This window comes from Reyranella sp. (genome assembly GCF_030651995.1).
GTDB lineage: Bacteria > Pseudomonadota > Alphaproteobacteria > Reyranellales > Reyranellaceae > Reyranella.
The window spans coordinates 14,413-36,622 of the sequence record NZ_JAUSBN010000052.1; the positions used below are offsets into that span (position 1 = coordinate 14,413).

At 66.4% G+C, this 22,210-nt stretch carries 18 protein-coding genes; 8 read left to right on the forward strand and 10 right to left on the reverse strand.

The features are described 5' to 3' along the window. Positions 1 to 39: 39 nt before the first annotated feature. Both Q7V45_RS15420 and Q7V45_RS15425 read left to right on the forward strand, forming a co-directional pair. Entirely contained in the window at positions 40 to 906 is an 867-nt protein-coding gene (locus tag Q7V45_RS15420; protein WP_304853672.1) for a phytanoyl-CoA dioxygenase family protein, read from the forward strand. A gap of 66 nt (positions 907 to 972) precedes the next feature. Next, entirely contained in the window at positions 973 to 1,485 is a 513-nt protein-coding gene (locus Q7V45_RS15425) for a DUF992 domain-containing protein (RefSeq protein WP_304853674.1), read from the forward strand. 7 nt (positions 1,486 to 1,492) lie between these two features. Here Q7V45_RS15425 and Q7V45_RS15430 read toward each other — a convergent pair whose 3' ends face one another. The 5 genes from Q7V45_RS15430 to Q7V45_RS15450 all read right to left on the reverse strand — a co-directional run bounded on the left by Q7V45_RS15430 (position 1,493) and on the right by Q7V45_RS15450 (position 7,178). Beyond that, complete coding sequence (locus Q7V45_RS15430; RefSeq protein ID WP_304853676.1) at positions 1,493 to 2,359, reverse strand: TauD/TfdA family dioxygenase; 867 nt, start codon at positions 2,357 to 2,359, stop codon at positions 1,493 to 1,495. A 22-nt stretch (positions 2,360 to 2,381) separates the two neighbouring features. Further along, entirely contained in the window at positions 2,382 to 3,341 is a 960-nt protein-coding gene (locus Q7V45_RS15435) for an AEC family transporter (protein ID WP_304853678.1), read from the reverse strand. 148 nt (positions 3,342 to 3,489) lie between these two features. Continuing rightward, complete coding sequence (locus Q7V45_RS15440) at positions 3,490 to 4,632, reverse strand: acyl-CoA dehydrogenase family protein (protein WP_304853679.1); 1,143 nt, start codon at positions 4,630 to 4,632, stop codon at positions 3,490 to 3,492. Between the two features lie 40 nt (positions 4,633 to 4,672). Continuing rightward, positions 4,673 to 5,869 carry an acyl-CoA dehydrogenase family protein gene (locus tag Q7V45_RS15445; protein ID WP_304853681.1) on the reverse strand — a complete coding sequence of 399 codons (1,197 nt, stop codon included), beginning with the start codon at positions 5,867 to 5,869 and terminating at the stop codon, positions 4,673 to 4,675. A 112-nt stretch (positions 5,870 to 5,981) separates the two neighbouring features. Further along, entirely contained in the window at positions 5,982 to 7,178 is a 1,197-nt protein-coding gene (locus tag Q7V45_RS15450; protein WP_304853683.1) for an acyl-CoA dehydrogenase family protein, read from the reverse strand. A 224-nt stretch (positions 7,179 to 7,402) separates the two neighbouring features. On the opposite strand from Q7V45_RS15450, the gene Q7V45_RS15455 reads away from it, so the two are divergent. Both Q7V45_RS15455 and Q7V45_RS15460 read left to right on the forward strand, forming a co-directional pair. After that, positions 7,403 to 8,089: an OmpW family protein gene (locus tag Q7V45_RS15455; RefSeq protein ID WP_370692608.1), complete on the forward strand. Its 687-nt coding sequence runs from the start codon at positions 7,403 to 7,405 to the stop codon at positions 8,087 to 8,089. A gap of 121 nt (positions 8,090 to 8,210) precedes the next feature. Then, the gene (locus tag Q7V45_RS15460) at positions 8,211 to 8,681 is read left to right on the forward strand and encodes a DUF2867 domain-containing protein (protein WP_304853687.1); all 471 of its coding nucleotides are present in this window, start codon (positions 8,211 to 8,213) and stop codon (positions 8,679 to 8,681) included. Here Q7V45_RS15460 and Q7V45_RS15465 read toward each other — a convergent pair. Next, complete coding sequence (locus tag Q7V45_RS15465; RefSeq protein WP_304853688.1) at positions 8,678 to 9,889, reverse strand: CaiB/BaiF CoA-transferase family protein; 1,212 nt, start codon at positions 9,887 to 9,889, stop codon at positions 8,678 to 8,680. The genes Q7V45_RS15460 and Q7V45_RS15465 overlap by 4 nt on opposite strands. A 143-nt stretch (positions 9,890 to 10,032) precedes the next feature. Here Q7V45_RS15465 and Q7V45_RS15470 point away from each other — a divergent pair, with 143 nt between their 5' ends. Together Q7V45_RS15470 and Q7V45_RS15475 are read left to right on the forward strand one after the other, a co-directional pair. Beyond that, positions 10,033 to 11,160 carry a CaiB/BaiF CoA-transferase family protein gene (locus Q7V45_RS15470; RefSeq protein WP_304853689.1) on the forward strand — a complete coding sequence of 376 codons (1,128 nt, stop codon included), beginning with the start codon at positions 10,033 to 10,035 and terminating at the stop codon, positions 11,158 to 11,160. Next, positions 11,160 to 12,365, forward strand: coding sequence for an MFS transporter (locus tag Q7V45_RS15475; protein ID WP_304853691.1), 1,206 nt, complete (start codon positions 11,160 to 11,162; stop codon positions 12,363 to 12,365). The genes Q7V45_RS15470 and Q7V45_RS15475 overlap by 1 nt, the downstream gene beginning before the upstream one ends. Positions 12,366 to 12,414: 49 nt before the next feature. Here Q7V45_RS15475 and Q7V45_RS15480 read toward each other — a convergent pair whose 3' ends face one another. From Q7V45_RS15480 to ppc, 3 genes are all read right to left on the reverse strand, one after another. Continuing rightward, entirely contained in the window at positions 12,415 to 13,563 is a 1,149-nt protein-coding gene (locus tag Q7V45_RS15480; protein WP_304853692.1) for a DSD1 family PLP-dependent enzyme, read from the reverse strand. Further along, complete coding sequence (locus Q7V45_RS15485; RefSeq protein WP_304853693.1) at positions 13,560 to 14,438, reverse strand: SDR family NAD(P)-dependent oxidoreductase; 879 nt, start codon at positions 14,436 to 14,438, stop codon at positions 13,560 to 13,562. Before Q7V45_RS15485 ends, Q7V45_RS15480 begins: the two co-directional genes overlap by 4 nt. A gap of 64 nt (positions 14,439 to 14,502) precedes the next feature. Continuing rightward, positions 14,503 to 17,277, reverse strand: coding sequence for a phosphoenolpyruvate carboxylase (gene ppc, locus Q7V45_RS15490; RefSeq protein WP_304853695.1), 2,775 nt, complete (start codon positions 17,275 to 17,277; stop codon positions 14,503 to 14,505). Between the two features lie 60 nt (positions 17,278 to 17,337). Between ppc and Q7V45_RS15495 the strand changes: the two genes are divergently transcribed. Then, complete coding sequence (locus tag Q7V45_RS15495; RefSeq protein ID WP_304853697.1) at positions 17,338 to 18,855, forward strand: hypothetical protein; 1,518 nt, start codon at positions 17,338 to 17,340, stop codon at positions 18,853 to 18,855. Positions 18,856 to 18,910: 55 nt separating this feature from the next. On the opposite strand, the gene Q7V45_RS15500 is transcribed toward Q7V45_RS15495, so the two are convergent. After that, positions 18,911 to 20,815 (reverse strand): AMP-binding protein, encoded by a 1,905-nt coding sequence (locus tag Q7V45_RS15500; protein ID WP_370692612.1) that lies wholly within the window; start codon positions 20,813 to 20,815, stop codon positions 18,911 to 18,913. Between the two features lie 42 nt (positions 20,816 to 20,857). On the opposite strand from Q7V45_RS15500, the gene oxlT reads away from it, so the two are divergent. Continuing rightward, on the forward strand, positions 20,858 to 22,126 hold the full coding sequence (gene oxlT, locus Q7V45_RS15505) for an oxalate/formate MFS antiporter (RefSeq protein WP_304853701.1): 1,269 nt from the start codon (positions 20,858 to 20,860) through the stop codon (positions 22,124 to 22,126). The last annotated feature ends 84 nt before the right edge of the window (positions 22,127 to 22,210 follow it).

Genomic DNA, 22,210 nt, shown 5'->3' on the forward strand with positions numbered 1-22,210 from the left:
ATCGCGCTAGGCTGGCAGCAGGCTTCCAGGGAGGAACGCATGCTGGCCAACACCACGCGCACGCTCACCGAGGCACAACGAGAGCAGTGGGCCGTCGACGGTTACTTGCAGCTCGAGGGCGCGCTGTCGCCCGCCGAGGTCGATTTCTTTTCAAAATTGCTGGACGACACGGTACGCACCGAGCCGGGCTACGAGCCTGCGCCCGGTGCGCTGCCGCGGGGTCACTATGCGTGGAAGCTGCCCGACCAGAACAAGGACGCGTTCATGGATCGGCGCGACCTGCTGCCCTATCATCAGGCCTTCATCGACCTGATCGACCGGCCGGGAATCTTCGACCTGATCCTCGACCTGATGGGCCCCTACATCCAGTTCTCGATGAGCCAGGCGATCGTGCGCGCCTCGACTGACCTGTTCCCGGGCTACACCCACACCGACGGCGGGCAGGCGCAGAAGGCGATCCGCGTCAGCGAGACCAGCCGGCCGCTGGCGGTGAAGGTGATGTACCTGCTGACCGACGTGACCGCGACGGACAGCGGCAACTTCACGGTGTTCCCCGGCAGCCATCTCCGGCCCTTTCCCGAGCGCGCCGAGCGCATCCCTCATCCCGGCATGCCGGGCGCCGTGCCGCTGCTCGGCAAGGCCGGCGACGCCTATGTCTTTCCGCACGCTCTGTGGCACGGGCCCTCGCCCAACCATTCCGGCAAGGCGCGCAAGACGCTGCTCTACAACTACTGCCAGATGTTCATGCGGGCCTACGATTTCAGCGGCCCGTACACGGCGATCCTCGACCGCTGCACGCCGCGCCAGCGCCGCCTGCTGGGCGACCTCGGCCACGATTTCAGGCCAGGCGATTTCTTCTACGCCCCCGAGGACCAGGAAGCCGTGATGACGGGCACGTCGGCCTGAGTCGTGCTAGTGGCTGTCTCCCGGACGGGCGCCCCTGTGGGCGGCCCTCCCCCTGAAGGAGTGTCTATGAAGAACGTCGTCATGACGGCCGCACTGGCCGCCCTCGCCCTCTCGACCGGTGCCTGCAGCATGCAGCAGTCGACCGCGCAGCAGCTCAACACGACCAACGCAAATTCCCGCATCTACATCGGCTCGCTGACCTGCAATGTCGGCGGTAGCACGGGCTATATCCTGGGCTCGGCCAAGCCGCTCGACTGCGTGTTCCTTGGCAAGGACGGCGTCTCGACGGCGCACTACACCGGCACGATCGACAAGGTCGGCATCGACATCGGCTACACCAAGGCCGTGCACACGATCTGGCGCGTCTATTCGCTGGGCTCGGATCGCGGCCCGACGCAGATCGGCGGCACCTATGTCGGCGAGCAGGGCACGGTCGCGGCCGGCAACCAGGCCGGCGGCAACTGGATCTATGGCGGTCCGAACGCCGAGATCGGCATGCTGGCCTCGGGCGTCGTGAAGGATGCCGGCTACAATCTGGCGACCGGCATCGCCGCGATGACGATCCGCCTGAAGCAGTAGCTTCGCGCTAAGACGCCGCTCCCGTCGCCGCCTGCAACGCGCAGCCGGCGACGGTGATGCGGTGCATCAGGCGCCGCTCGCCCTGATAGTCGTTGGCGGCGTAGTGCCAGGTCGCGCGGTTGTCCCACAGGGCGATCGAGCCCTCCTGCCAGCGAAAGCGGCAGGTGAATTCGGGCCGCGCGGCATGCCTGTAGAGGTGCTCGAGCAGCGGCCTGCTGTCTTCGGCGGACCAGTTCTCGAACCGCAGCGTGAACGCCGGATTGACGTAGAGCGCCTTGCGCCCGCTCAGCGGGTGACGGATGACGACCGGATGCAGGACGTCGGCGTCGACCTTGTCGTGGTTCTCGTAGCGACTGGCGCCCTCCGGATTCTGGTCGTTGACGCCGCCCCTGCCGAAGATGTGGGCGGAGCCATGGACAGCGCGCATCCCCTCGAGCGTGCGCTGCAGGCCGGGCGACAGCGTCTCGAAGGCCCGGTACATGTTGGCGAACAGCGTGTCGCCCCCCTCTTCCGGCAGTTCGCGGGCCAGCAGGATCGAGCCCATGGCCGGCTCCACGTCGTAGCTGTGGTCGGTGTGCCAACCGCCGCCGATGTTGGTCTTCTGTTCGGGCTCCTTGCGCACCTCGGCGATCTCGGGATAGCCCTGAACCGCCTTGAAGAAGCGGTTCACGTCGATCGGCGCCCAGCGCCGCGCGAACTCGAGATGCTGCTCGGGTGTGAGGTTCTGGTCCCGGAAGAAGATGACGCCGTGCTCGACGAAGGCTTGCTGAACCTCGTCCCATTGGCGGTTGCTCATCGACTTGAGATCAACGCCCAGCACCTCGGCGCCGCAGCCGCCGGTCACCTTCTTCACCTGAACCGTTTCGTACGACATCGCATTTCCCCCTAGTTGCATCCTAGCGTGCCTGCACGCCGAGCAACAGCAGCGCGATCGACAGCGTGAAGACGCTGGCGGCGGTCGAGATCACCACGGCGTTGGTCGCGCGGGCGACCCCGATCCCGTACATCTGGGCGATCAGGTAGACGTTGGCGCCGGCCGGCATGGCCGCGTTCAGGGTCGCCACGGTGAGCCACAGCGGATCGAGCGGGAAGACGTAGCGGCCGATCGTCCAGACCAGCACCGGCAGCAGGGCCAGCTTGAAGAACGAGGCTACCGCCGCCGACTGCCAATGGCCCTTCAGGCCGACATGAGCGAGCGAGGCGCCGACCATGATCAGGCCGCAGGGCGGTGCCGCCGCCGCAAGGGCCTGCAGGATGCGGTCGATCACCGCCGGCGTCGCGATTCCCGGAACGTGCGTCGTGATCTCGCCCCACAGGAGGCCCGCGAAGATCGCCGGGATCACCGGGTGCTTCAGCATGGACAGCGCCGCACCGCCCAGGCGCCTCAGCAGATTGCTGCGCCGCCCGCCCGGCCCGTCGATCTCCATCAGGAAGCAGGTGAAGGTGAGCAGGATCAGCGAGTGCACGCTGATGATCATCAGCAGCGGCACCAGCCCCTGCTCCCCAAAACCGTAACTGATGAACGGGATGCCGATGCCGACGCCGTTGGAGAAGGAACCGCTGAGCGCAAACATGGCGCGGTCGCCCAGCCGCAGCCCCTGCATCCGGCCGAGCACCATCAGCGCGCCGTAGAGCACCGCCACGCCGCTGAAGAAGGCGAGCAGGATTTGCGGCTCGAGCGACTCCAGCCGCACCTTGGCCATGGAGCGGAAAAGCAACGCGGGGAACAGCACGTAGAAGGTAACGGCGGTGAAGCCGCGCAAGCCCTCCGGACTGAGGAGCTTGCTGCGGCCGATCATCCAGCCGACCATCACCATGCCGAACACCGGCACGATGATGTCGACGATTGCGCTCATGCTCGGACAACCAGATAAACCTCATGCTGAGGAGGTCGCGAAGCGACCGTCTCGAAGCATGGACCGCAGACGAGGTGCGGGTTCCCCACCCTTCGAGACGGCCCTGCGGGCCTCCTCAGGGTGAGGACTTTGGTGTTCAACGGTCTGACTAAGCCGCCATCGCCAGGTTGCTGTAGCGCGTCAGGTGATGCTGCTGGTTGCCGAACATCAGGTCGATCATCGTCAGCCGCTTGAAGTAGTGGCTGACCGCCATCTCGTCCGTGACGCCCATGCCGCCGTGCATCTGCACCGCGCTCTGGCCGCAGAACTTGCCCGACTTGCCGATCTGGACCTTGGCGCCCGAGGCGGCCTTGGCGCGCACCGTCGGGTCCTTGTCGTCGATCTTGAGCGAGGCCATCAGGGTCATCGAGCGCGCTTCCTGCGCGTTGGTGAAGCAGTCGACCATGCGGTGCTGCAGCACCTGGAACTTGCCGATCGCCACGCCGAACTGCTTGCGGGTCTTGATGTACTCGAGCGTGGCCGCGTTGATCGCGTCCATGCAGCCGGTGGCCTCGGCGCAGAGCGCGACGATGGCGCGGTCGACCGCCTCTTCGACGGTCGGGAAGGCGTCGTCGACCTTGCCCAGCACCGCGTCGGCACCGACCGAGACCTTGTCGAAGGTGAGCTCGGAGGCGCGCAGCGCATCCTGGGTCGGATAGTCGCGACGCGACAGGCCCTTGGCCTTGGCATCGACGACGAACAGCGTCAGGCCCTTGGGCTCGCGCGCCGAGCCGGCGGTGCGGGCCAGTACGATGATCTCGTCGGCCGAGGCGGCGTTGTAGACCACGCCCTTGTGGCCCGAGAGCGACCAGCCGTTGCCTTCCTTGGTCGCCTTGAGCGACACGTCGGCCAGGTTGTAGCGGCTCTGGCGCTCCAGCCAGGCGAAGGCGAACTGCTTCTTGCCCTCGATCATCGGCGCCAGCAGGGCGGCCTTCTGGTCGGCCGAACCGGCGCGGGCGATCATGCCGCCGCCCAGAACCACCGTCGGCAGGAACGGCTCGAGGACCAGGCCCTTACCGAACTGTTCCATGACGATCATCGTCTCGATCGGGCCGCCGCCGTAGCCGCCATCCTCTTCGGAGAAGGCCATGCCGAGCCAGCCCAGTTCGGCGAACTGCGCCCAGTTCTCCGGCAGCCAGCCGCGCTCGGTCGCCACGATCTTGCGGCGGTTGTCGAACGTGTACTTCTCGCGGGCGAAGCGCTCGGCCGATTCCTGCAGCTGCTTCTGTTCGTCGGAAAGGGACAGATCCATGTTTCTCCTCCGGAATTCTTGATCGCGGTTATAGCCCCCGTCAGAGGCCCAGCACCATCTTCGAGACGATGTTCTTCTGAATCTCCGTGCTACCGCCGTAGATGCTGGTCTTGCGCATGTTGAAATAGCGCGGTGCAGCCGGCGGGGCGTGGTCGGGTCCGATCGGGGTCTCGTTCGTGTCGTGGAACAGCATGCCGGGCTGGTAGGGCTGGGCATACTCGCCCACCGCCTCCATCGTGAGTTCGGCGATGCGCTGCTGGATTTCCGAGCCGCGCACCTTGAGCGTCGAGACCTCCGGTCCCGGCGCGCCGCCCTGGGCCATGGTCGAGAGCACGCGCAGCTCGCTCATCTCGAGCGCCTGGACCTGCAGGTCGATGTCGGCGATCTGCGCCGTAAAGGCCGGATCGTCGGCCAGGGTGCCGCCGTCCAGCGGCTCGATGCGGGCGATCTGGCGCAGCATCGAGACGCCGCGCTTGGAGGACGGGACCTCGGCGATGCCCAGCCGCTCGTTGGCCAGCAGGAACTTGGCGCAGGTCCAGCCCTCGTTCTCCTTGCCGATCAGGTTCTCGACCGGGACCTTCACATTGTCGAGGAACACGTCGTTCACGTGATGGGCGCCGTCGGTCATGATGATCGGCCGCACGGTGACGCCCGGCGTCTTCATGTCGATCAGCAGGAAGGAGATGCCCTCCTGCGGCTTCACCTCGGTGTTGGTCCGCACCAGGCAGAAGATCCAGTCGCCCCAATGCGCGAACGAGGTCCAGGTCTTCTGGCCGTTCACGATGTAGTGGTCCCCTTCCCTCACCGCGCGCGTGCGCAGGTTGGCGAGGTCGGAGCCGGCGCCCGGCTCGGAATAGCCCTGGCACCACGAGACCTCGGAGCTGCGGATGCCCGGCAGGAAGCGCTCCTTCTGCTCTTCGGTGCCGAACGTGTAGATCACCGGTCCGACCATCTTCGGGCCGAACGGCAGGATGCGCGGCGCGCCCTCCTCCGCCAGCACGTTCTCGAACAGGAAGCGCTGCGTCACGTCCCAGCCCGGACCGCCGTACTTCTTCGGCCAGGTGTAGGCGAGCCAGCCCTTCTTCCCGAGCGCCTTCTGCCACACGATGTGGTCGCCGCGGTCGTAGTGCTTGCCGGAGAAGGTCTTCTCGCGGGTCGCGGGCGACAGGTTCTCGCGTGCGAACGCCCGCACCTCGTCAGCGAACGCCTTGTGTTCCGGCTTGAGTGAAAGATCCATTAACGCTCCGTCGCCCCGAGCGAAGCCGAGGGGCCTTTTATGTGTCGATCCCAAGAGAGGTCCCTCCACTGCGCCGCGCTGCGCGCGGCTCCGGTCGGGACGACGGGGCTGCTCAAAGCCCCAACACCATCTTGCTGATGATGCCTTTCTGGATCTCGTTGCTGCCGCCGTAGATCGTGGTCTTGCGCGTGTTGAAGTAGCGCGGCGCGGCGAGGTGGGCGTAGTCGGGACCGACCGGCTCCTCGTTGGTGCCCTGCCACAGCAGGCCCGGCAGATACGGCGCGGAATATTCACCGACCGCTTCCATCGTGAGTTCGGTGATGCGCTGCTGGATTTCCGAGCCGCGGATCTTGAGGCCGGACACTTCGGCCCCGGGCTGGCCGCCCTGCGCCATCTGCGACAGCACGCGCAGCTCGGTGAACTCGAGCGCCGTCACCTGGATTTCGAGATCGGCGATCTTCTCGGCGAAACTCTGGTTCTCGATCAGCGGGCGGCCATTGTCCTGCTCGACGCGGGCGATGTCCTTCAGCGCCTCGACGCCGCGCTTGGATTGCGGCACCGCGGCGATGCCCAGCCGTTCGTTGGCCAGCAGGAACTTGGCGCAGGTCCAGCCCTCGTTCTCCTTGCCGACCAGGTTCTCGACCGGAACCTTGACGTTGTCGAAGAAGACCTCGTTCACCTCGTGGCCGCCATCGGCCATGATGATCGGCTTCACGGTGATGCCGGGCGTCTTCATGTCGATCAGCAGGAACGAAATGCCTTCCTGCGGCTTGGATTTCGAATCGGTGCGAACCAGGCAGAAGATCCAGTCGGCCCAGTGGCCCATCGTGTTCCAGGTCTTCGACCCGTTCACGATGTAGTGGTCGCCGTCCTTCTCGGCCTTGGTGCGCAGCGAGGCGAGGTCGGAGCCCGAGCCCGGCTCGGAATAGCCCTGGCACCACCACACGGTGCTTTCGCGGATCGCCGGGAGATACTTCTCCTTCTGCGCCTCGGTGCCGAAGGTGTAGATCACCGGCCCGACCATCTTGGTGCCGAACGGGATGATGCCCGGCGCATATTCCTCGGCGCAGATGTTCTCGAAGATGTAGCGCTGGGCCGGCGTGAAGCCCGGGCCGCCATGCTTCTTCGGCCAAGTGTAGACCAGCCAGCCCTTCTTCCCGAGCGCCTGCTGCCAGCGCATGTAGTCGTCGCGGATCAGGTGCTTGCCGTTCTTCACCTTGTCGCGCACGTCGGCCGGCAGGTTGGCGCGCACGAAGGCCCGCACCTCGTCGGCAAATTTCTGTTCTTCAGGCGTGAAAGCGAGGTCCATGTTCCCCTCCCGAGGAGGCATTTTCGAATTGGCCGGAGTTTAGCCACGAGGCCGACGGGGACAAGCGCCGATAAATCGACTGGCGAGTGTCCGCGCCGAGATGCGGAACGGATTTCCGTAAGAAAATCCCACGTCACCGCCGGCGGCCTTGCAACCATTGATCCAGGTCAAGTCCCTACTCCGCGTAATGGCGTTCACTTTTCCCGTTGGAGTGGGAGAGTAGGATGCAGAGAGTTTCAGTTGTTGGAGCAATGGTTGCGGCGGCCGTGATCGCTTGCCCGCTACAGACGGCCAAAGCTGACGATACCCAGAGCCCGTGGCAGGTACGCGTCCGCGCGCTGGCCGTCCTTCCGGCCTCATCAGGGAGCACGGTGAATGTCCAGGGTGTTCCGGCGCTTTCGACGCCGAATTCCAGCCTGTCCATCGGCAATTCGATCGTCCCCGAACTCGACATCAGCTACTTCATCACGCGCAACGTCGCGGCCGAACTCATTCTGGGCGTCACGCCTCACAACATCACCGGCAGCGGCGCCCTTGCGAACCTCAACATCGGCAGGGCGTGGCTCCTGCCGCCGACCTTGCTCGCGCAATATCACTTCACCGATTTCGGTGCCTTCAAGCCCTACATCGGCATTGGCGTGAACTATACGATCTTCTTCGGTCAGAGCGCCGGCTACACGCCGACCAACGGACTCGGGGTGACGAATCTCAGCCTCAACAATACCGTCGGCGGCGCCGCCCAGATCGGTTTCGACTACATGATCGACAAGCACTGGGGCGTGAACGTCGACGTCAAGAAGTTCATCCTGCGCCCGACCTACAACGCCACGGTCAACGGTACCATCCCGGTGAGCGGGACGGCGACCATCGATCCGTGGATCATCGGCGCCGGCGTGACCTACAGGTTCTAGGTCCACCGGCCGAAGGCTCGATCGATACCGGCGTCGCTCAGGCCGGTTTCGCGCAGGACGGATCGTCCCGCGTCAGCGGGTCCCGGGGTGCTCTCCGGGACGCGGTCCCATATTGCGTCCCATGAGCCGTATCGCCCCGCCCGCCGAGAGCCGCCTCAGTGACTGGTATGCCGGGGCCAGCCTGACCGACAGCTTCCCCACCGACCTGCCGCCGGGTGCGCCCGCCGACATCGACGCCCTGGCCACCCTGCTCTTCGCCGATTCGCCCGTATGGTTCACGATCCTGCTGGCCATCCGCGATCGGGTGATGACGCTGTTTGGAGTCAAGGCTTCCCACGCCTTGAGCGCCGGCGAACACATCGCCTTCTTCCCCGTCCTGTCGCGCTCGGCCGACGAGATCGTCCTGGGCGCCGACGACCGCCACCTCGACTTCCGCGCTTCGGTGCTCTTGCGCCGCGCCGACAGGACGCTCGTCGCGACGACGGTCGTGCGTTGCCACAACCTGCTGGGCCGCCTCTATCTCGCGGCGATCCTGCCCTTCCACATCCTGGTCGTGACCGACGCGCTGCGCCGCCTGCGCCGCCGCTTCTAGCGCTCCGCCGGCACGATCAGCACCTTGTCCGCCTTGAGCTTCTCGATCGTTTCGTCGCTCAGGCCGGCTTCGCGCAGGACCTCGACGCCATCACCGCCGATCTGCGGGGCGTGGCGGCGGAATTCGACCTTGGTCTTCTCGAAGTCGAGGGGGCTGGCGAAGGTGGTGATCGGGCCCTCGGTCGGGTGCTCCCGCTCGGTGAAGAAGCCGGTGGCCTTGAGGTGCGGATCGTCCTTCAGCTCTTCCAGCGTACGCACCGGCATGGCGGGGATGTCGGCCTCATCGAACATGTCGAGCCATTCCTGCGTCGGGCGATGCTTCAGCAGCTCGCCCAGCACCTGGTAGAGCTCGCTGAAATTCTTGGCGCGCTCCATGCGGTCGACGAACCTCTTCTCCCTGGCGAGATCGGGCCGCTCCGCCAGTTCGAAGAACTTGACCCAGTGCGCGTCGGTATAGGGCAGCGCGCAGATGTAGCCGTCCTTCGTCGGGAAGGGATGGCGGAACTTGTTGATGATACGGTCGTAGCCCATCGGCGCGCGCTCAGGGTTCCAGGTGGCGCCGAACAGATGCTCGGTCAGCCAGAACGAGGCCAGGGTCTCGAGCATGGGCACCTCGATCATCTGCCCCTCGCCCGTGCACTTGCGATGGTAGAGCGCGCCCAGCACCGCGATGCAGAGATGCAGCCCGGTCGTCTTGTCGGCGATCAGGCTCGGCATGAAGCGCGGCGGCAGCCCATCGACCCGGCTCTGCAGCGAGGCCGCGCCCGACACGCCCTGCACCAGGTCGTCGAAAGCCGGCTTGTGCCCGTAGGGCCCCTTGCGCGCATAGCCCAGCGAATAGGCATAGATGATCGACGGGTTGATCTTCTTCAGATCCTCGTAGCCCAGGCCCAGCCGCTCGATCGCCTGCGGCCGGCTGTTGTGGATGAAGAGGTCGGCGTCCTTGATCATGTCCTTCAGCACAGCGCAGGCGGCGGGCTTCTTGAGGTCGAGGCAGATCGAGCGCTTGTTGCGGTTGGCCGCCATGTAGATCGGTCCCATGGCCGGGGCGTTGCCGAGGCTGCCGCCCGAGGCGCGCAGCAGGTCGCCCTCCGGCGGCTCGACCTTGATCACGTCGGCGCCCATGTCGGCCAGATGCTGCGTGGCGAACGGCCCCAGAAGAACGGCCGTCAGATCGATCACACGCACGCCCTGCAATGGTCCCGGCATTTCCTCGTCCCCGCTATGACGTTTTGATCTTGCCGTGACCGTGCCATCGGCCTTTGCGAAATGGTAGTCCTACAGTAACACCTCGTCCCGAGGCACTTCGCGGTGCGATGCGCTGGGGCAGTTCTGGAAATTGGGGTCATGTGATGGCTGGAGCGCTGGACGGTCTGCTGGTGGTGAGTGTCGAGCAGGCGGTGGCCGCTCCCTATTGCGCCGCCCGGCTGGCGGATGCCGGCGCCCGGGTCATCAAGATCGAGCGGCCCGAGGGTGATTTCGCCCGCGGCTACGATGGCTATGTGCACGGCCAGTCGAGCTATTTCGTCTGGCTGAACCGCGGCAAGCAGTCCCTCACCCTCGACTTCAAGGCCAAGGACGACCTCGCTTTGCTGCACCGGCTGATCGGCAAGGCCGACGTGTTGATCCAGAACCTGGCGCCGGGTGCCGCCGAACGCGCGGGCTTCGGCTCCGCCGCCATGCGGGCGGCGCACAAGAAGCTGATCACCGTCGACATCTCGGGCTATGGCGACCACGGCCCCTACAGGAACCGACGGGCCTACGACCTGCTGGTCCAGGCCGAAAGCGGCCTCGCCTCGATCACCGGCACCGAACATGCGCCGGGCCGGGTCGGCATCTCCGCCACCGACATCGGCACCGGCATGTATGCCCACGCCGCCGTACTGGAGGCGCTGATCGCGCGCGGCCGGACGGGCGAGGGCCGCGCCATCTCGGTCTCGCTCTTCTCCTCGATGGCCGAATGGATGACCGTGCCGCTGCTCGGCATGGAATATTCCAACTACGAATGGCCGCGCCTCGGCCTCACGCACCCGTTCATCGCGCCCTACGGGGTCTACCCGACATCCGACAAGGTGCCGGTGCTGATCTCGATCCAGAACGATCGCGAGTTCGAGCGTCTGTGCCACGGCGTCATCGACCGGCCCGGCCTCGAGAAGGACCCGGACTACGCGACCGGCAAGGCGCGCAACGCGCGGCGCGACGAGACCAACGCCATCGTGGCCAGGAGCCTCGCCGCGCAGACCTTCGCCGATCTCTCGGCCCGCCTCGAAGCCGCGCAGATCGCCTGGGCGCGGGTGAGCAGCGTGAAGGACCTGACGACCCATCCGCAGCTCCGCCGCACCGGCTTCAACTCGATCGGCGGCGAGGACGTCTCGATCCCCGCCCTGGCCGCCTCCTACACCGGCGAGCCCGAGCGACTGGGCGACGTGCCGACGCTCGGCCAGCACAGCGAGGCGATCCGCAAGGAGTTCGCCGCCTGATGCCCAAATGGCTGACGGGCCTTAAGCTCGCGGCCTATGGCGGCGCCTACTTCTTCGCTGCCGGCGCCTTCATGAGCTACTGGCCGGTCTGGCTGCGCGACCGCGGCATTACCGACACCGAGATCGGCACGCTGTTCATGTCGCGCCAGATCATCGCCGTCATCGCCACCCTCTCCGTGGGCTGGATCGTCCACCGCCTGGGCGGACCGCGCGGCGTCATCGTGGCGCTGGGGATCGGCGCCATCGTGATGATGGTCGCTTACCAGTTCTCCTATTCCTTCCTGGCCATTTTCGTCGTGACGATGATCTGGGGCTTCCTGTGGTCGCCGCCCATGCCGCTCTACGACGGCGTGCTGGTGACGGAGACCAAGAAGCACGGGCTCGACTATGCACGGGTGCGCATGTGGAGCTCGGTCGCCTTCATCTTCGGCACCTTCCTCGCCGGCATCGCCGTCGACCGCTACGGCCCGCCCTGGGTGCTCTATGTCGGGATGGCGAGCATCGTGCTGCTGGCGCCCTTCGCACTGCTGCTGCCGGCCACGCCACCGCGCGCCGCCGCCACCGGCCACGACCACGCCCCGTTCCGCGTGTCCGAGCTGCTGCGCCAGCCGCCCTTTCTCCTGTTCCTGCTGGCCTGCGGCCTCTGCCAGGCCAGCCACTCCGTGCTCTACAGTTTCGGCACCCTGACCTGGCGCGGCGCCGGCATCGACGACGTCACCATCAGCGCGCTCTGGGCCGAGAGCGTCGCCATCGAGATCGTGCTGATGCTATTCGGCGGCTGGCTGCTGGCAAAGCTCGGCGTCTGCGGCCTGATCGCGCTCGGCCTCACCGCCGGCCTGGTGCGCTGGACAGCCATGGCCTTCACGACCGAACTGTGGGCGCTGGTCCTGCTGCAGGCGCTGCACTCCTGCACCTTCGCCGCCTGCCATCTCGGCGCCATGGCCTTTCTGCAGCGCGCCCTGCCGGCGCACGGCGCCGCGATCGGCCAGAGCCTCTATTACGCGCTGGGCACCGGCGCGACGCAGGCGGTGGTCTACCAGTTCTCCGGCATCCTTTATTCCCAGTACGGCCAGCACGCGTTTCTCGCCATGACCGTCGTCAGCGCCCTCGGCCTGTGCGCCCTGCTTCTGCTCGCGCGCACCTGGAACGGCGGGCTGCTGGTGGGGCACTCCGAAGCGAAAGGTCCCTCGCTGCGCTCGGGATGACAATTGAGAAACAGGTGTCATCCCGAGCGCAGCGAGGGACCTTTGTCTCTCACCGCGACCGGCCGCGCGCCGTGACCGGCCAGATCTCGACCAGGGTGTCGCCCTTCACCACGTGAAAGCTCTCGTAGAGGTTCACGGTCGGGTCGCAGTGCGGCGGGAACAGCACGACCTGGTCGCCGAGCTTGGGCGCCTCGCCGCCCTCCGGCGCGATCACCGCGAGATGCTCGTCGCCCATGAAGCGCGTCGTCGAGCCTTCCACGGCGCCCTTCAGGATCATCGGCGGACCCTTCTCCGTGGCCATGGCCTTCAGGCCGGCATCGACCGTCACCATGCCCGGCTTGTTGGCGCTGACCACACGCGCGTCGATCTGCAGCGCCTGCTCGAAGGTCGGCTTGTCGAGGCCGCGCAGGTCGCAGACGTTGTAGTCGTGGTCCATGAACACGTAGGACCCGACCTGAAGCTCGGTGAAGACGCCGAGCTTGGCGTCGATGTAATGCGTGCCGGTGCCCGAGCCGGTGACGATGCCGGGCTTCAGGCCCGCCTCTGCGAGCTTCGCCAGGATGCCCTGGAGATATTCCGTGCGCTCCTTGATCTCGGCGGTGCGCTGCTTGAAGTCGACGATGTGCTGGTGGCGGCCGCAGTAGAACTGGACGCCGGCATAGGTCAGCGACCGGAAATTGGAGATCTTCTGCACCAGCTCGACCGTGGCCTCGGGCGAAGCTGTGCCGGTACGGTGGATGCCGGGATCGATGTCGACGATCACGGTGAGCGGCTTGCCGGCCTTTGCGGCCGCGGCCGCCAGCGCCTCGGCATTGGCGGGATGGTCGACCACCAGCATCAGGTCGGAGACCTTGGCGTTGAGGTCCACCAGCCGCTGGATCGCCTGCGGCGTCACCACCGGCGAGGTGATGTGCAGGCTCTGGATGCCGGCCTCGCCCAGCGCCTCGGCTTCACCCAGTTTGGCGCAGCACACGCCGAGCGCCCCCGCTTCCATCTGGCGGCGCGCGATGTCGGCCGACTTGTGGGTCTTGGAATGCGGCCGCAGTTTCACGTTATGCGCCTTCGCAAATGACGCCATCTCCGCGATGTTGCGGTCGAGCATGTCGAGGTCGAGCACCAGGGCCGGTGTGTTGAGCGAGCCGCGTGAGCCCTGCTGTCCGATGAGGTGCCCGTGCAGGCGCTCTGCTTCGCTGGTCATTTCTTCTGATCTCCGGATTGAAGTGTGCGGACGACCATGGCTTCGCCGGTCGTGCCGCGGTTGACGCCGGCGCTCTTCATGAAGGTGTTGTCGGCGCCGGTACCCCAGAGCGCCACGCCCTGGGCCAGCAGGCCGCCGTCCACCTTCACCGTCTCGCCGGTGATGAAACGCGCCTCGTCGGAGGCGAGGAAGGTCGCCACATCGGCGATATGCTCGGGCTCGCCGCGGTCCGGCCAGGGCTGCTGGCCGAACTGCTTCTCGTACTTGTCGGGCCGGCCGCGATGGACCAGAGGCGTCGAGATGACGCCCGGCGCGATGCCGACCACGCGGATGCGATCGGGACCCAGCTCGGCCGCCACGTTCTCGATCAGGCTGATGCAGGCCGCCTTGGCGGCGGAATAGGCATGGCTGCCGCCGCCGCCCACCATGCCGGCGATCGAGGCCGTGACCAGGATCACGCCGCCGTCACCCTGTTCCTTCATCGCCTGCGAGGCGTGCTTCATGCCGAGGAACACCGACCGCGTCAGCACCGCGAACGTATAGTCCCAGTCCTCGACGCTGGTCTCGGCGATCGGCCCGAAGGCGCCACCGACGCCCGCATTGAGATAGGCGATGTCGAGTCGGCCGAAATGGCTCCTGGCCTCGGCAACCATGGAAGCGACATCCGTCTCCTTCGAAACGTCGCAGCGCACGAAGCCTACAGCGTCGCCATGGCCCTGCGCCCTGGCCACCGCCAGCGTCTCCGCACCATTGGCCTCGTTCAGGTCGGCCACCAGCACCTTCGCGCCCTCGGCAAGGAAGCGCATGACGGTCGCGCGGCCCATGCCGCTCGCGCCTCCCGTGACGATGGCCACCTTGCCCGCCAGTCGATTCATGCTGTGCCGCTCCTCCGATGCCATGGTGGTGTCACCGGCATCGCGAGGCAAGTCTAGCATTTCCCTAGCCGCTGTTGCGCAGTCCAGCGGCGATGCCGTTGATGCTGAGGTGGATGCCCTGCACGACGGCTGGATCGGGATCGCCGGCGCGATGACGCCGCAGCAGTTCGATCTGCACATGGTTCAGCGGGTCGATATAGGGGAAGCGGTTGCGGATCGAGCGCGCCAGCAGAGGGTTGAGCTCCAGCAGCGTGGTTTGCCGCGTGATGGCGCAGACCGCGTCGATCGACGCCTGCCACTCCCGCTTCACGCGGGCGAAAACCTGCTCGCGCAGCGCCGCATCGGTCACCAGCTCGGAATAGCGCGAGGCGATGGCGATGTCGCTCTTGGCCAGCACCATGTCCATGTTCGACAGGATGGTGCGGAAGAACGGCCAGTTGTCGTGCATCTCCTGCAGCATCGCCATGCCGTCGCCCGACCGCGCGGCGGTCCACGCCTCGATCGCGGCGCCGAAGCCGTACCAGCCCGGCAGCATCAGGCGGCATTGCGCCCAGCTGAAGACCCACGGAATCGCACGCAGATCCTCGATACCCTGCTTCTTCGAGCGCGAGGCCGGGCGGCTGCCGATGTTGAGCGAAGCGATCTCGTCCAGCACGGTCGATTCGCGGAAGTACCGGTCGAAGCCCTCGGTCTCGTAGACCAGGTCGCGATAGGCGCGGAAGGCGTGCGCCGACAGCTCCTCCATGACGGCGAGATAATCGGCGGGCGGCGGCGGCCGGTCCGCGTCGAGGAGCGAGGCCTCCAGGGTGGCGGCGGCCAGGGTTTCGAGATTGCGCCGGCCCACCTCGGCATTGGAGTACTTGCCGGCGATCACTTCGCCCTGTTCGGTGATGCGGATGGCGCCCTGCACGGCGCCCGGCGGCTGCGCCAGGATCGCCTCGTAGCTCGGCCCTCCACCGCGGCCCACCGAGCCGCCGCGACCATGGAACAGGCGCAGCCCGACCTGGTGGCGCTTGAAGGTCTCGATCAGCACCAGCTCCGCCTTGTACAGCTCCCAGGTCGAGGTGAGGTATCCGCCGTCCTTGTTGCTGTCGGAGTAGCCCAGCATCACTTCCTGCGTGTCGCCGCGCGACGCCAGCAGGCGGCGATAGGCCGGCAAGGCGAGGAGGTCGTCCATGATCCGCCCGCAACGCTGCAGGTCGCCGATGGTCTCGAACAACGGCACGATGTCGACGTCCAGCCGGCCCTCGCGCGGATCGAGCAATCCACCCTCCTTGAGCAGCACGGCCACTTCGAGGATGTCGGAGACGCTGTCGGCCTTGGAGATCACGTAGTTCGGAAGGGCAGCGGGGCCGTAGCGTCGATGCGCATCGGCCGCCACGCGCACGAGGTCCAGCTCGGCGGCCGTTTCGTCGCCATAGGAATGATAGGGCGATGCGAGTGGCCGCATGTTGCCGAGTTCGGCGGTCAGAAACGCCACGCGCGCCTCCTCGTCGAGCGCGGCATAGTCGATGCCGGTCCCGGTCGCCGCCACGAGCTCGGCCAGGACGCGCGCATGCACGTCGGAGTTCTGCCGCAGGTCGAGCGACGCCAGATGGAAGCCGAAGACATCGACGGCGCGGCGCAGCGACCGCAGGCGCCCGCGCGCCAGGTCCGCCGAGCCGTTCTCTGCGAGCGACCGGTAGAGCGTGTCGAGGTCTGCGCGCAGGTCTTCCGCCTTCTCGTACGGCGGCGCCGGACCGACCGGCGGCTGCGGCGGCTCCAGCCTGTCGAGCGACCACGCGGTTGCCGCCAGCCGCGCATAGATACCGACGATGGCCCGCCGGTAGGGCTCGTCCTTGCGCTCCGGTGCGCGATCAGCCGAGCTTTCGACGAGCCGGCTCAGTCCTTCCGAAACGTGCACGATGCGGCCGTCGAGCGACAGCTCGCTGCCCAGCCGGTGCAGTTCCTCGAGATGGAAGCGCAGCGCCCGCTGGCTTTGCAGGGTGAGCGTCTGGCGCGTGACATCCGCGGTGACGTAGGGATTGCCGTCGCGGTCGCCGCCGATCCAGCTGCCCATACGCAGGAAGGACGGCACGTCGATGTCCTGCCAAGCCGCGTCGATGCTCCCGAGCCGGTCCTCGAGATCGGCGTAGAAGATCGGCAGCCCGCGCAGGAACGTGTGATCGTAGTAGGCGAGCCCGTTGGCGACCTCGTCGATCACCCGCAGCCGCGTGTCGCGCAGGATGCTGGTCTGCCACAGAGTGAGCACGGCGCGTCGCAGCGCCTGGCGATTGGCCCGCAGCTCCTCCGGCGTGAACTCGACCCGGTCGCGCTCGTCCAGCAGCCGCGCGATCTCCATCTCGCGGTCGATCGAACTCTTGCGGCGGATCTCGGTCGGGTGCGCCGTCAGGACGGCGCTGCACAGCGCGCGGGCGAAAAAGCCCTCCAAGCGCTCGCGGGGAACTCCGGCCTTCGCGGCGCGGCCCAGCGCATAGGCCATCGTGCCCGGCTGCGGCGGCGCCTTGGCGATGGCCAGGGCTCGCGTGCGGCGGATGTGGTGCTGGTCCTCGGCGATGTTGGCCAGATGCGAGAAGTGTCCGAAGGCGCGGATGATGCGAACCGCCCGGTCCATCGGCAGGCTGCTCATGGTGGCCTGCAGTTCCTGTCGCGCCGCCTCGTCGGCCTCGCGGTGGAACAGCACCCCGGTGCGGCGGATATGCTCGACCAGGTCGAAGACCGCGTCGCCTTCCTGGTCGCGCACCGTCTCACCCAGGATGCGCCCGAGAAGCCGAGTGTCGTAGCGCAGCGGCACGTCCTTCTTGGCCGCTTCCCTGTTGGGCGTCTCTATCGGGCTCATCGGCTGCCTCGCACTGCTATCCCTCCGAGACCGATGCACGGTCCGGGCCACGATCGCTTGATGTCGGTTTCGTCTGCCGTTGCCATGGTGGTAGTCTTGGTGTGGCGAAACAAGTTCGACATCGCCACAGGAGCTTCGGGCGTGAAGGTTGGCCTGATAAACAGAATCGCCGAACGGGTCGCCTCCGGAGTTGCGCTAGGGCTGATTTGCTGCCTCGCCGTCCAGACTCCGACTGCCGCTCAAGGCATCGAAGATCTCTGTGTGGTCCGTGTCGGCAATGCCGACCCCGGACCCAGCGAAAGCGATTCCGGCTACTATCTTGGACGAAACGTTCATACGTTGCCGGGTGTCGCCTGGCCCATCGTCTTTCGGTCGCTCTCGCCTTTTCGGATGGATGACGAATACAAACTGGCGCGCATGACCGGCGGATGGCCGCAGGGTGTCGGCTCTCTCAACATTCGATTCGCCCTCAGCGATACCGCAGGCAGCGTCATCGGTACGGGCGGCCTCGGTGTGTACCGGCTCGATCCGGGAAACACCGAGTTCCGACAGATCTCGGCTTACAAACGCGGTGAACAGAAATCCTACAACGGTGTCGTACGCGTCGATCGCATGAAGGCAACGATCGTCGGCGGATCCGAAGGCCTGTTTGTCGTTGCCGACGACGAGCTCCGCGCTCTGCCGGTCACCACGACCGTGCCGCCCTGGGTCATCAGTAACCTGACCGACCTTCCAATACTCGGTGCGATCGCGTGGGGCTCCGCGCAAGGCAACGTCCAGATTCGGTGGGACAGTGGCCTTCTCGAGGAGGTCAAGGCACCACAGCCGTTCCTCTACCTGCGAGGCATACAGGAACTCTCCGACCCGGCCTTGCTCATCCTCCAGTTCGACAAGCTGACGACCGTGCTACCCGTGCAGGGCACGCCTGGGAACCGACGCCTTTCCATGATCCATCCAACGCCATGGCCCGAGGACCGCGGTTGGGTGAGCAAGCTTCTTAGCCAATATCTTGTCTCCCCGACGCCACCCAATTCTGGACCGTTGCGGCGCTTGGGCGTCAACGGTCTCGAGGATGTGCCCGGCGCGACTTTCTCCAGTAGCACAATGTCGGACGTCTCGGCGATCGGAGCTGTCCTCATTCAGGCGCGCGAGGGAAAGTTCATTTACGATGGACAACGGGTCACGCCCTTCCCAACCGAAAAGGAAGTTGGCGACTATCGCACCGTGTGGGACCTGCCGTCGATCAAGCGCACCTTCATGACCAGCCTGCAGTCGGTGTTCGAATTCACCCCGGACAGGCAGCTGCGACGCATCCCTCTTCCTGGCCAACTCGAGCCTGGCTCTTGGGTTCACATGGTCGATCTACCAGGGATTCGAGTGGGCATTTTTCTCGCTGAACGCGGTGTATTCGCCGTCGACGCAAACCGGGGATTTGCATTGGTGCGAGGCGGCGAGCAGATCGAGCGCGCCAGGCCGACCAATCCTGAGAGGGTGATCGCGCTTCGAAACGAGCTCATGTTCGTAAATGCGGCCGGGCTGTATGTCGTCACGAACCGCTCAAGCGGAAAATGCCAATAGATACCGGTCAGGCGCTGAACGTGGACAGGTTCCGCGCGAGGATGCTCAACGCGGGTCAATCTGAAATCAAGATGACGCCCTCGCCGCCGGCATAGAGTTTCTCCACCAGCGCCTTGCGGCGTTCGAGCGTGGCGCGCTGGTTGATGTAGCCCTTGTCGGTGATCTCCTGGCCGTCGACCTGCGGCGGCTCGGTCATGAGCAGGACGCGCTTCACCCGCATCGACGAGCCGCGGCCGCCCTCGGCGTTCATCTTCGCGAGGCCCTCCCTCAGCGTGCCGACGACGGCGGGATGGGCCAGAAGCTCAGGGAGCGACAGCTGCGCGCCGCCGTCGCCGGCAAGCTGGCGGCAGGCCGCGACGTTGGGGAAGCCCAGCAGGCCGACATACTCGCGGTCCTGGCCGCAGACTACGGCGTCCTGCAGCACGGGAGTGGCGGCGGCGATGGCGGTCGTCCGCAGGGTGCCGACCAGCACGAAGGTGCCGCTGGTCAGCTTGAAATCCTCGACGACGCGTCCGTCGAAGATGATGCCCTGGCTGGCATCTTCCGGATCGACGAAGCGGCCGGCGTCACCGATCTTGTAGAAGCCCTCCTCGTCGAACATCTGGGCCGTGAGGTCGGGCTGCTTGTAGTAGCCGGGCGTCACGATCACGCTCTTCAGCCGCAGCTCGTAGCGCCCCGCCGCGCCGGTCGGCACCATCTTCAGCTGCACGCCGGGATAGGGAAGTCCGACCAGGCCGACGCGCTCCGACGCCCAGTGCACGCTGGTCGCGGTCGGGGCGGTCTCGGTCGAGCCCCAACCGGTGACGAAGGGAATGCGATAGCCGGTGTGCTTCACCGCCAGCGCCTCCATGCGCTCGTAGAGATCGCCCGGCAAGGTCGCGCCTCCATAGGACAGCACGTTGATGTTGGCGAAGAAACGCCGGGCCAGGGCCTCGTCCTTCTCCAGCGCCGTGGCGAGCATCGCGTAGCCCGCCGGCACGTTGGAGAACGACGTCGGCGAGACCTCGCGCAGGTTGCGCAGCGTCTCCTCGAACAGGCCGGGCAGCGGCTTACCGTCGTCGATATAGGTCGTGCCGCCCTCGTTCAGGTTGCCCTGGAAGGTGGCGTTGCCGCCCATCGTATGGTTCCACGGCAGCCAGTCGAGCATGACGGGCGCGGCGTCGCTGGCCTTGCGCACGCGCGCCATGCTCATCATGGCGACGTTGGCGCACATCATTTCCTGGGTGTTGATCACGGCCTTCGGCATGCCGGTGCTGCCGGAGGTGAACAGGAATTTGCCAACTGTCTTGGGCCCGATCGAATCGATGGATTTCGCCACCGCGTCAGTCGCCTTCGTCGCGACCAGTTCGGTCCACGGCAGCGACTGCATCCCGGGCGGCGGCTTGTCGACATGGACCAGCAGCACGCCCTCGAGATCGAGTGCCGCCAGGGCGCGCGCGTAGATCTCGCCGTTCTGCACAAAGACCAGTCCGGGCCTGACGAGGTCGAAGACGTATTTCAGCTTGGCATGGTCCTGGCTCATCACCGAATAGGCCGGCGACACCGGCGCGACCGGCGCGCGCGCCTGCATGGCGGCCATGGTGAGCAGCGCGAATTCAATCGAGTTCGAGGACAGGATCATCACCGGCCTGTCGGGACCGAAACCGCGGTCGAGCAGCGCCTGCGTCGCCGAATCGACCTGCTTCTTGGCCTCGCCATAGGTGAGCTTCAGCCAGTCGCGCTCGGGCCCGCGGCGCTGCGCCAGCCACAGACGATCCGGCACCTCGGCCGCCCACTTGGCAAGCAACGCCGGCACGTGGCGGGCATAGGGTTGCAGGGCGTGATTCGACTGCAGCACCACCGTCCCGTCGGGACGGCGCTCGACCTTGATGTCGCGACTGAGGAATTCGATGGGCTTGAACGGAACCTGCATTACACTGTCCAACGACGTTCTCCCCGGCGCCTGTTTTGTCGACGCGATTTAGGGACGGGAAACATCGCGGGGCAAGGGAGCGTTTTCAGCGTGTCGCTCAGCAGTTCGTTCGTGACGGCACCGCCAGCACGCCGCTGGCTGCAATTGTGCGCCGGTCTTCTCTGCATGGTCGCGGTCGCCAACCTGCAATATGGCTGGACGCTGTTCGTCCATCCGCTCCACGACAAGTACGGCTGGAGCCTCTCCAGCATCCAGGCCGCTTTTGCGATCTTCATCATCGCCGAGACCTGGCTGGTGCCGTTCGAGGGCTGGGTCGTCGACCGGTTCGGCCCGAAATACGTCGTCTCCGCGGGTGGCGTGCTGGTGGGCGCGGCCTGGTCCCTCAACTCCGTGGCCGATTCGCTGTTCCTGCTCTACGTCGCCGCGGCGCTGGGCGGCATTGGCGCCGGGGCGGTCTACGGGACCTGCGTCGGCAATGCCGTCCGGTGGTTTCCCGACCGCCGCGGCCTGGCGGTCGGCGTCACCGTCGCAGGGTTCGGCGCGGGCTCGGCGCTCAGCATCATCCCGATCCAGGACGTGATCGCCACGCGCGGCTACGAGGCGGCCTTCCTGTGGTTCGGCCTCGTCCAGGGCGTGATCGTCGTCGTCGCGGCCTGGGCGCTGCGGGCCCCGCCCCACGGCGCCTCGGTCGCGCCGGCCCCGCACCTCCTCCAGACCGCGCGCGACTTCGCCCCGACGGAGATGCTGAAATCCCGGATCTTCTGGCTGCTCTACTTCATGTTCATCCTGGTCTATTCGGGCGGTCTCATGGCGACGGCGCAGATCGCCCCCATCGCGCGCGATTTCAAGGTGGCCGACGTGCCGGTCAGTCTGCTCGGGCTGACGCTGCCCGCACTCACCTTCGCCATCACCCTCGACCGCGTCATGAACGGCGTGACCCGGCCGCTGTGCGGCTGGATTTCCGATCATATCGGCCGCGAGAACACCCTGTTCATCGCCTTCCTCCTGGAGGGCGTGGGCATCTGGGCGCTCTGGGTCTACGGCCAGGACCCGCTGCTGTTCGTGATCCTGGGCGGCATCGCCTTCTTCGCCTGGGGCGAGACCGCGAGCCTGTTTCCCACCATCTGCACCGACGTGTTCGGCACGAAACACGCCACCACCAACGCCGCCCTGCTCTATACTGCCAAGGGGATGGCCTCGCTGCTGATCCCGCTGGCGAGCTTCTGGGTCGTGGAGACCGGAAGCTGGCACGACGTCTTCCTGGCGGCCGCCCTGTTCAACCTGCTCGCCGCCTTCCTCGCCCTGGCCGTCCTCAAGCCGTTGCGGCGGTCGGCGCGGGCCCATGCCGGGGAAGCCTGACGCCGCCGCTTCGACCGCAAGTCGAAACCGGCGTGCGACCTGAATGCCCGTTCACATCGTGGCGGTTTTCGGCCAGAGTCCGCC

Coding starts and splice junctions, on each gene's coding strand:
- Q7V45_RS15420 (WP_304853672.1), top strand. CDS start 40: ATGCTGGCCAACACCACGCGCACGCTCACCGAGGCACAACGAGAGCAG.
- Q7V45_RS15425 (WP_304853674.1), top strand. CDS start 973: ATGAAGAACGTCGTCATGACGGCCGCACTGGCCGCCCTCGCCCTCTCG.
- Q7V45_RS15430 (WP_304853676.1), bottom strand. CDS start 2,359: ATGTCGTACGAAACGGTTCAGGTGAAGAAGGTGACCGGCGGCTGCGGC.
- Q7V45_RS15435 (WP_304853678.1), bottom strand. CDS start 3,341: ATGAGCGCAATCGTCGACATCATCGTGCCGGTGTTCGGCATGGTGATG.
- Q7V45_RS15440 (WP_304853679.1), bottom strand. CDS start 4,632: ATGGATCTGTCCCTTTCCGACGAACAGAAGCAGCTGCAGGAATCGGCC.
- Q7V45_RS15445 (WP_304853681.1), bottom strand. CDS start 5,869: ATGGATCTTTCACTCAAGCCGGAACACAAGGCGTTCGCTGACGAGGTG.
- Q7V45_RS15450 (WP_304853683.1), bottom strand. CDS start 7,178: ATGGACCTCGCTTTCACGCCTGAAGAACAGAAATTTGCCGACGAGGTG.
- Q7V45_RS15455 (WP_370692608.1), top strand. CDS start 7,403: ATGCAGAGAGTTTCAGTTGTTGGAGCAATGGTTGCGGCGGCCGTGATC.
- Q7V45_RS15460 (WP_304853687.1), top strand. CDS start 8,211: ATGAGCCGTATCGCCCCGCCCGCCGAGAGCCGCCTCAGTGACTGGTAT.
- Q7V45_RS15465 (WP_304853688.1), bottom strand. CDS start 9,889: ATGCCGGGACCATTGCAGGGCGTGCGTGTGATCGATCTGACGGCCGTT.
- Q7V45_RS15470 (WP_304853689.1), top strand. CDS start 10,033: ATGGCTGGAGCGCTGGACGGTCTGCTGGTGGTGAGTGTCGAGCAGGCG.
- Q7V45_RS15475 (WP_304853691.1), top strand. CDS start 11,160: ATGCCCAAATGGCTGACGGGCCTTAAGCTCGCGGCCTATGGCGGCGCC.
- Q7V45_RS15480 (WP_304853692.1), bottom strand. CDS start 13,563: ATGACCAGCGAAGCAGAGCGCCTGCACGGGCACCTCATCGGACAGCAG.
- Q7V45_RS15485 (WP_304853693.1), bottom strand. CDS start 14,438: ATGAATCGACTGGCGGGCAAGGTGGCCATCGTCACGGGAGGCGCGAGC.
- ppc (WP_304853695.1), bottom strand. CDS start 17,277: ATGAGCCCGATAGAGACGCCCAACAGGGAAGCGGCCAAGAAGGACGTG.
- Q7V45_RS15495 (WP_304853697.1), top strand. CDS start 17,338: ATGTCGGTTTCGTCTGCCGTTGCCATGGTGGTAGTCTTGGTGTGGCGA.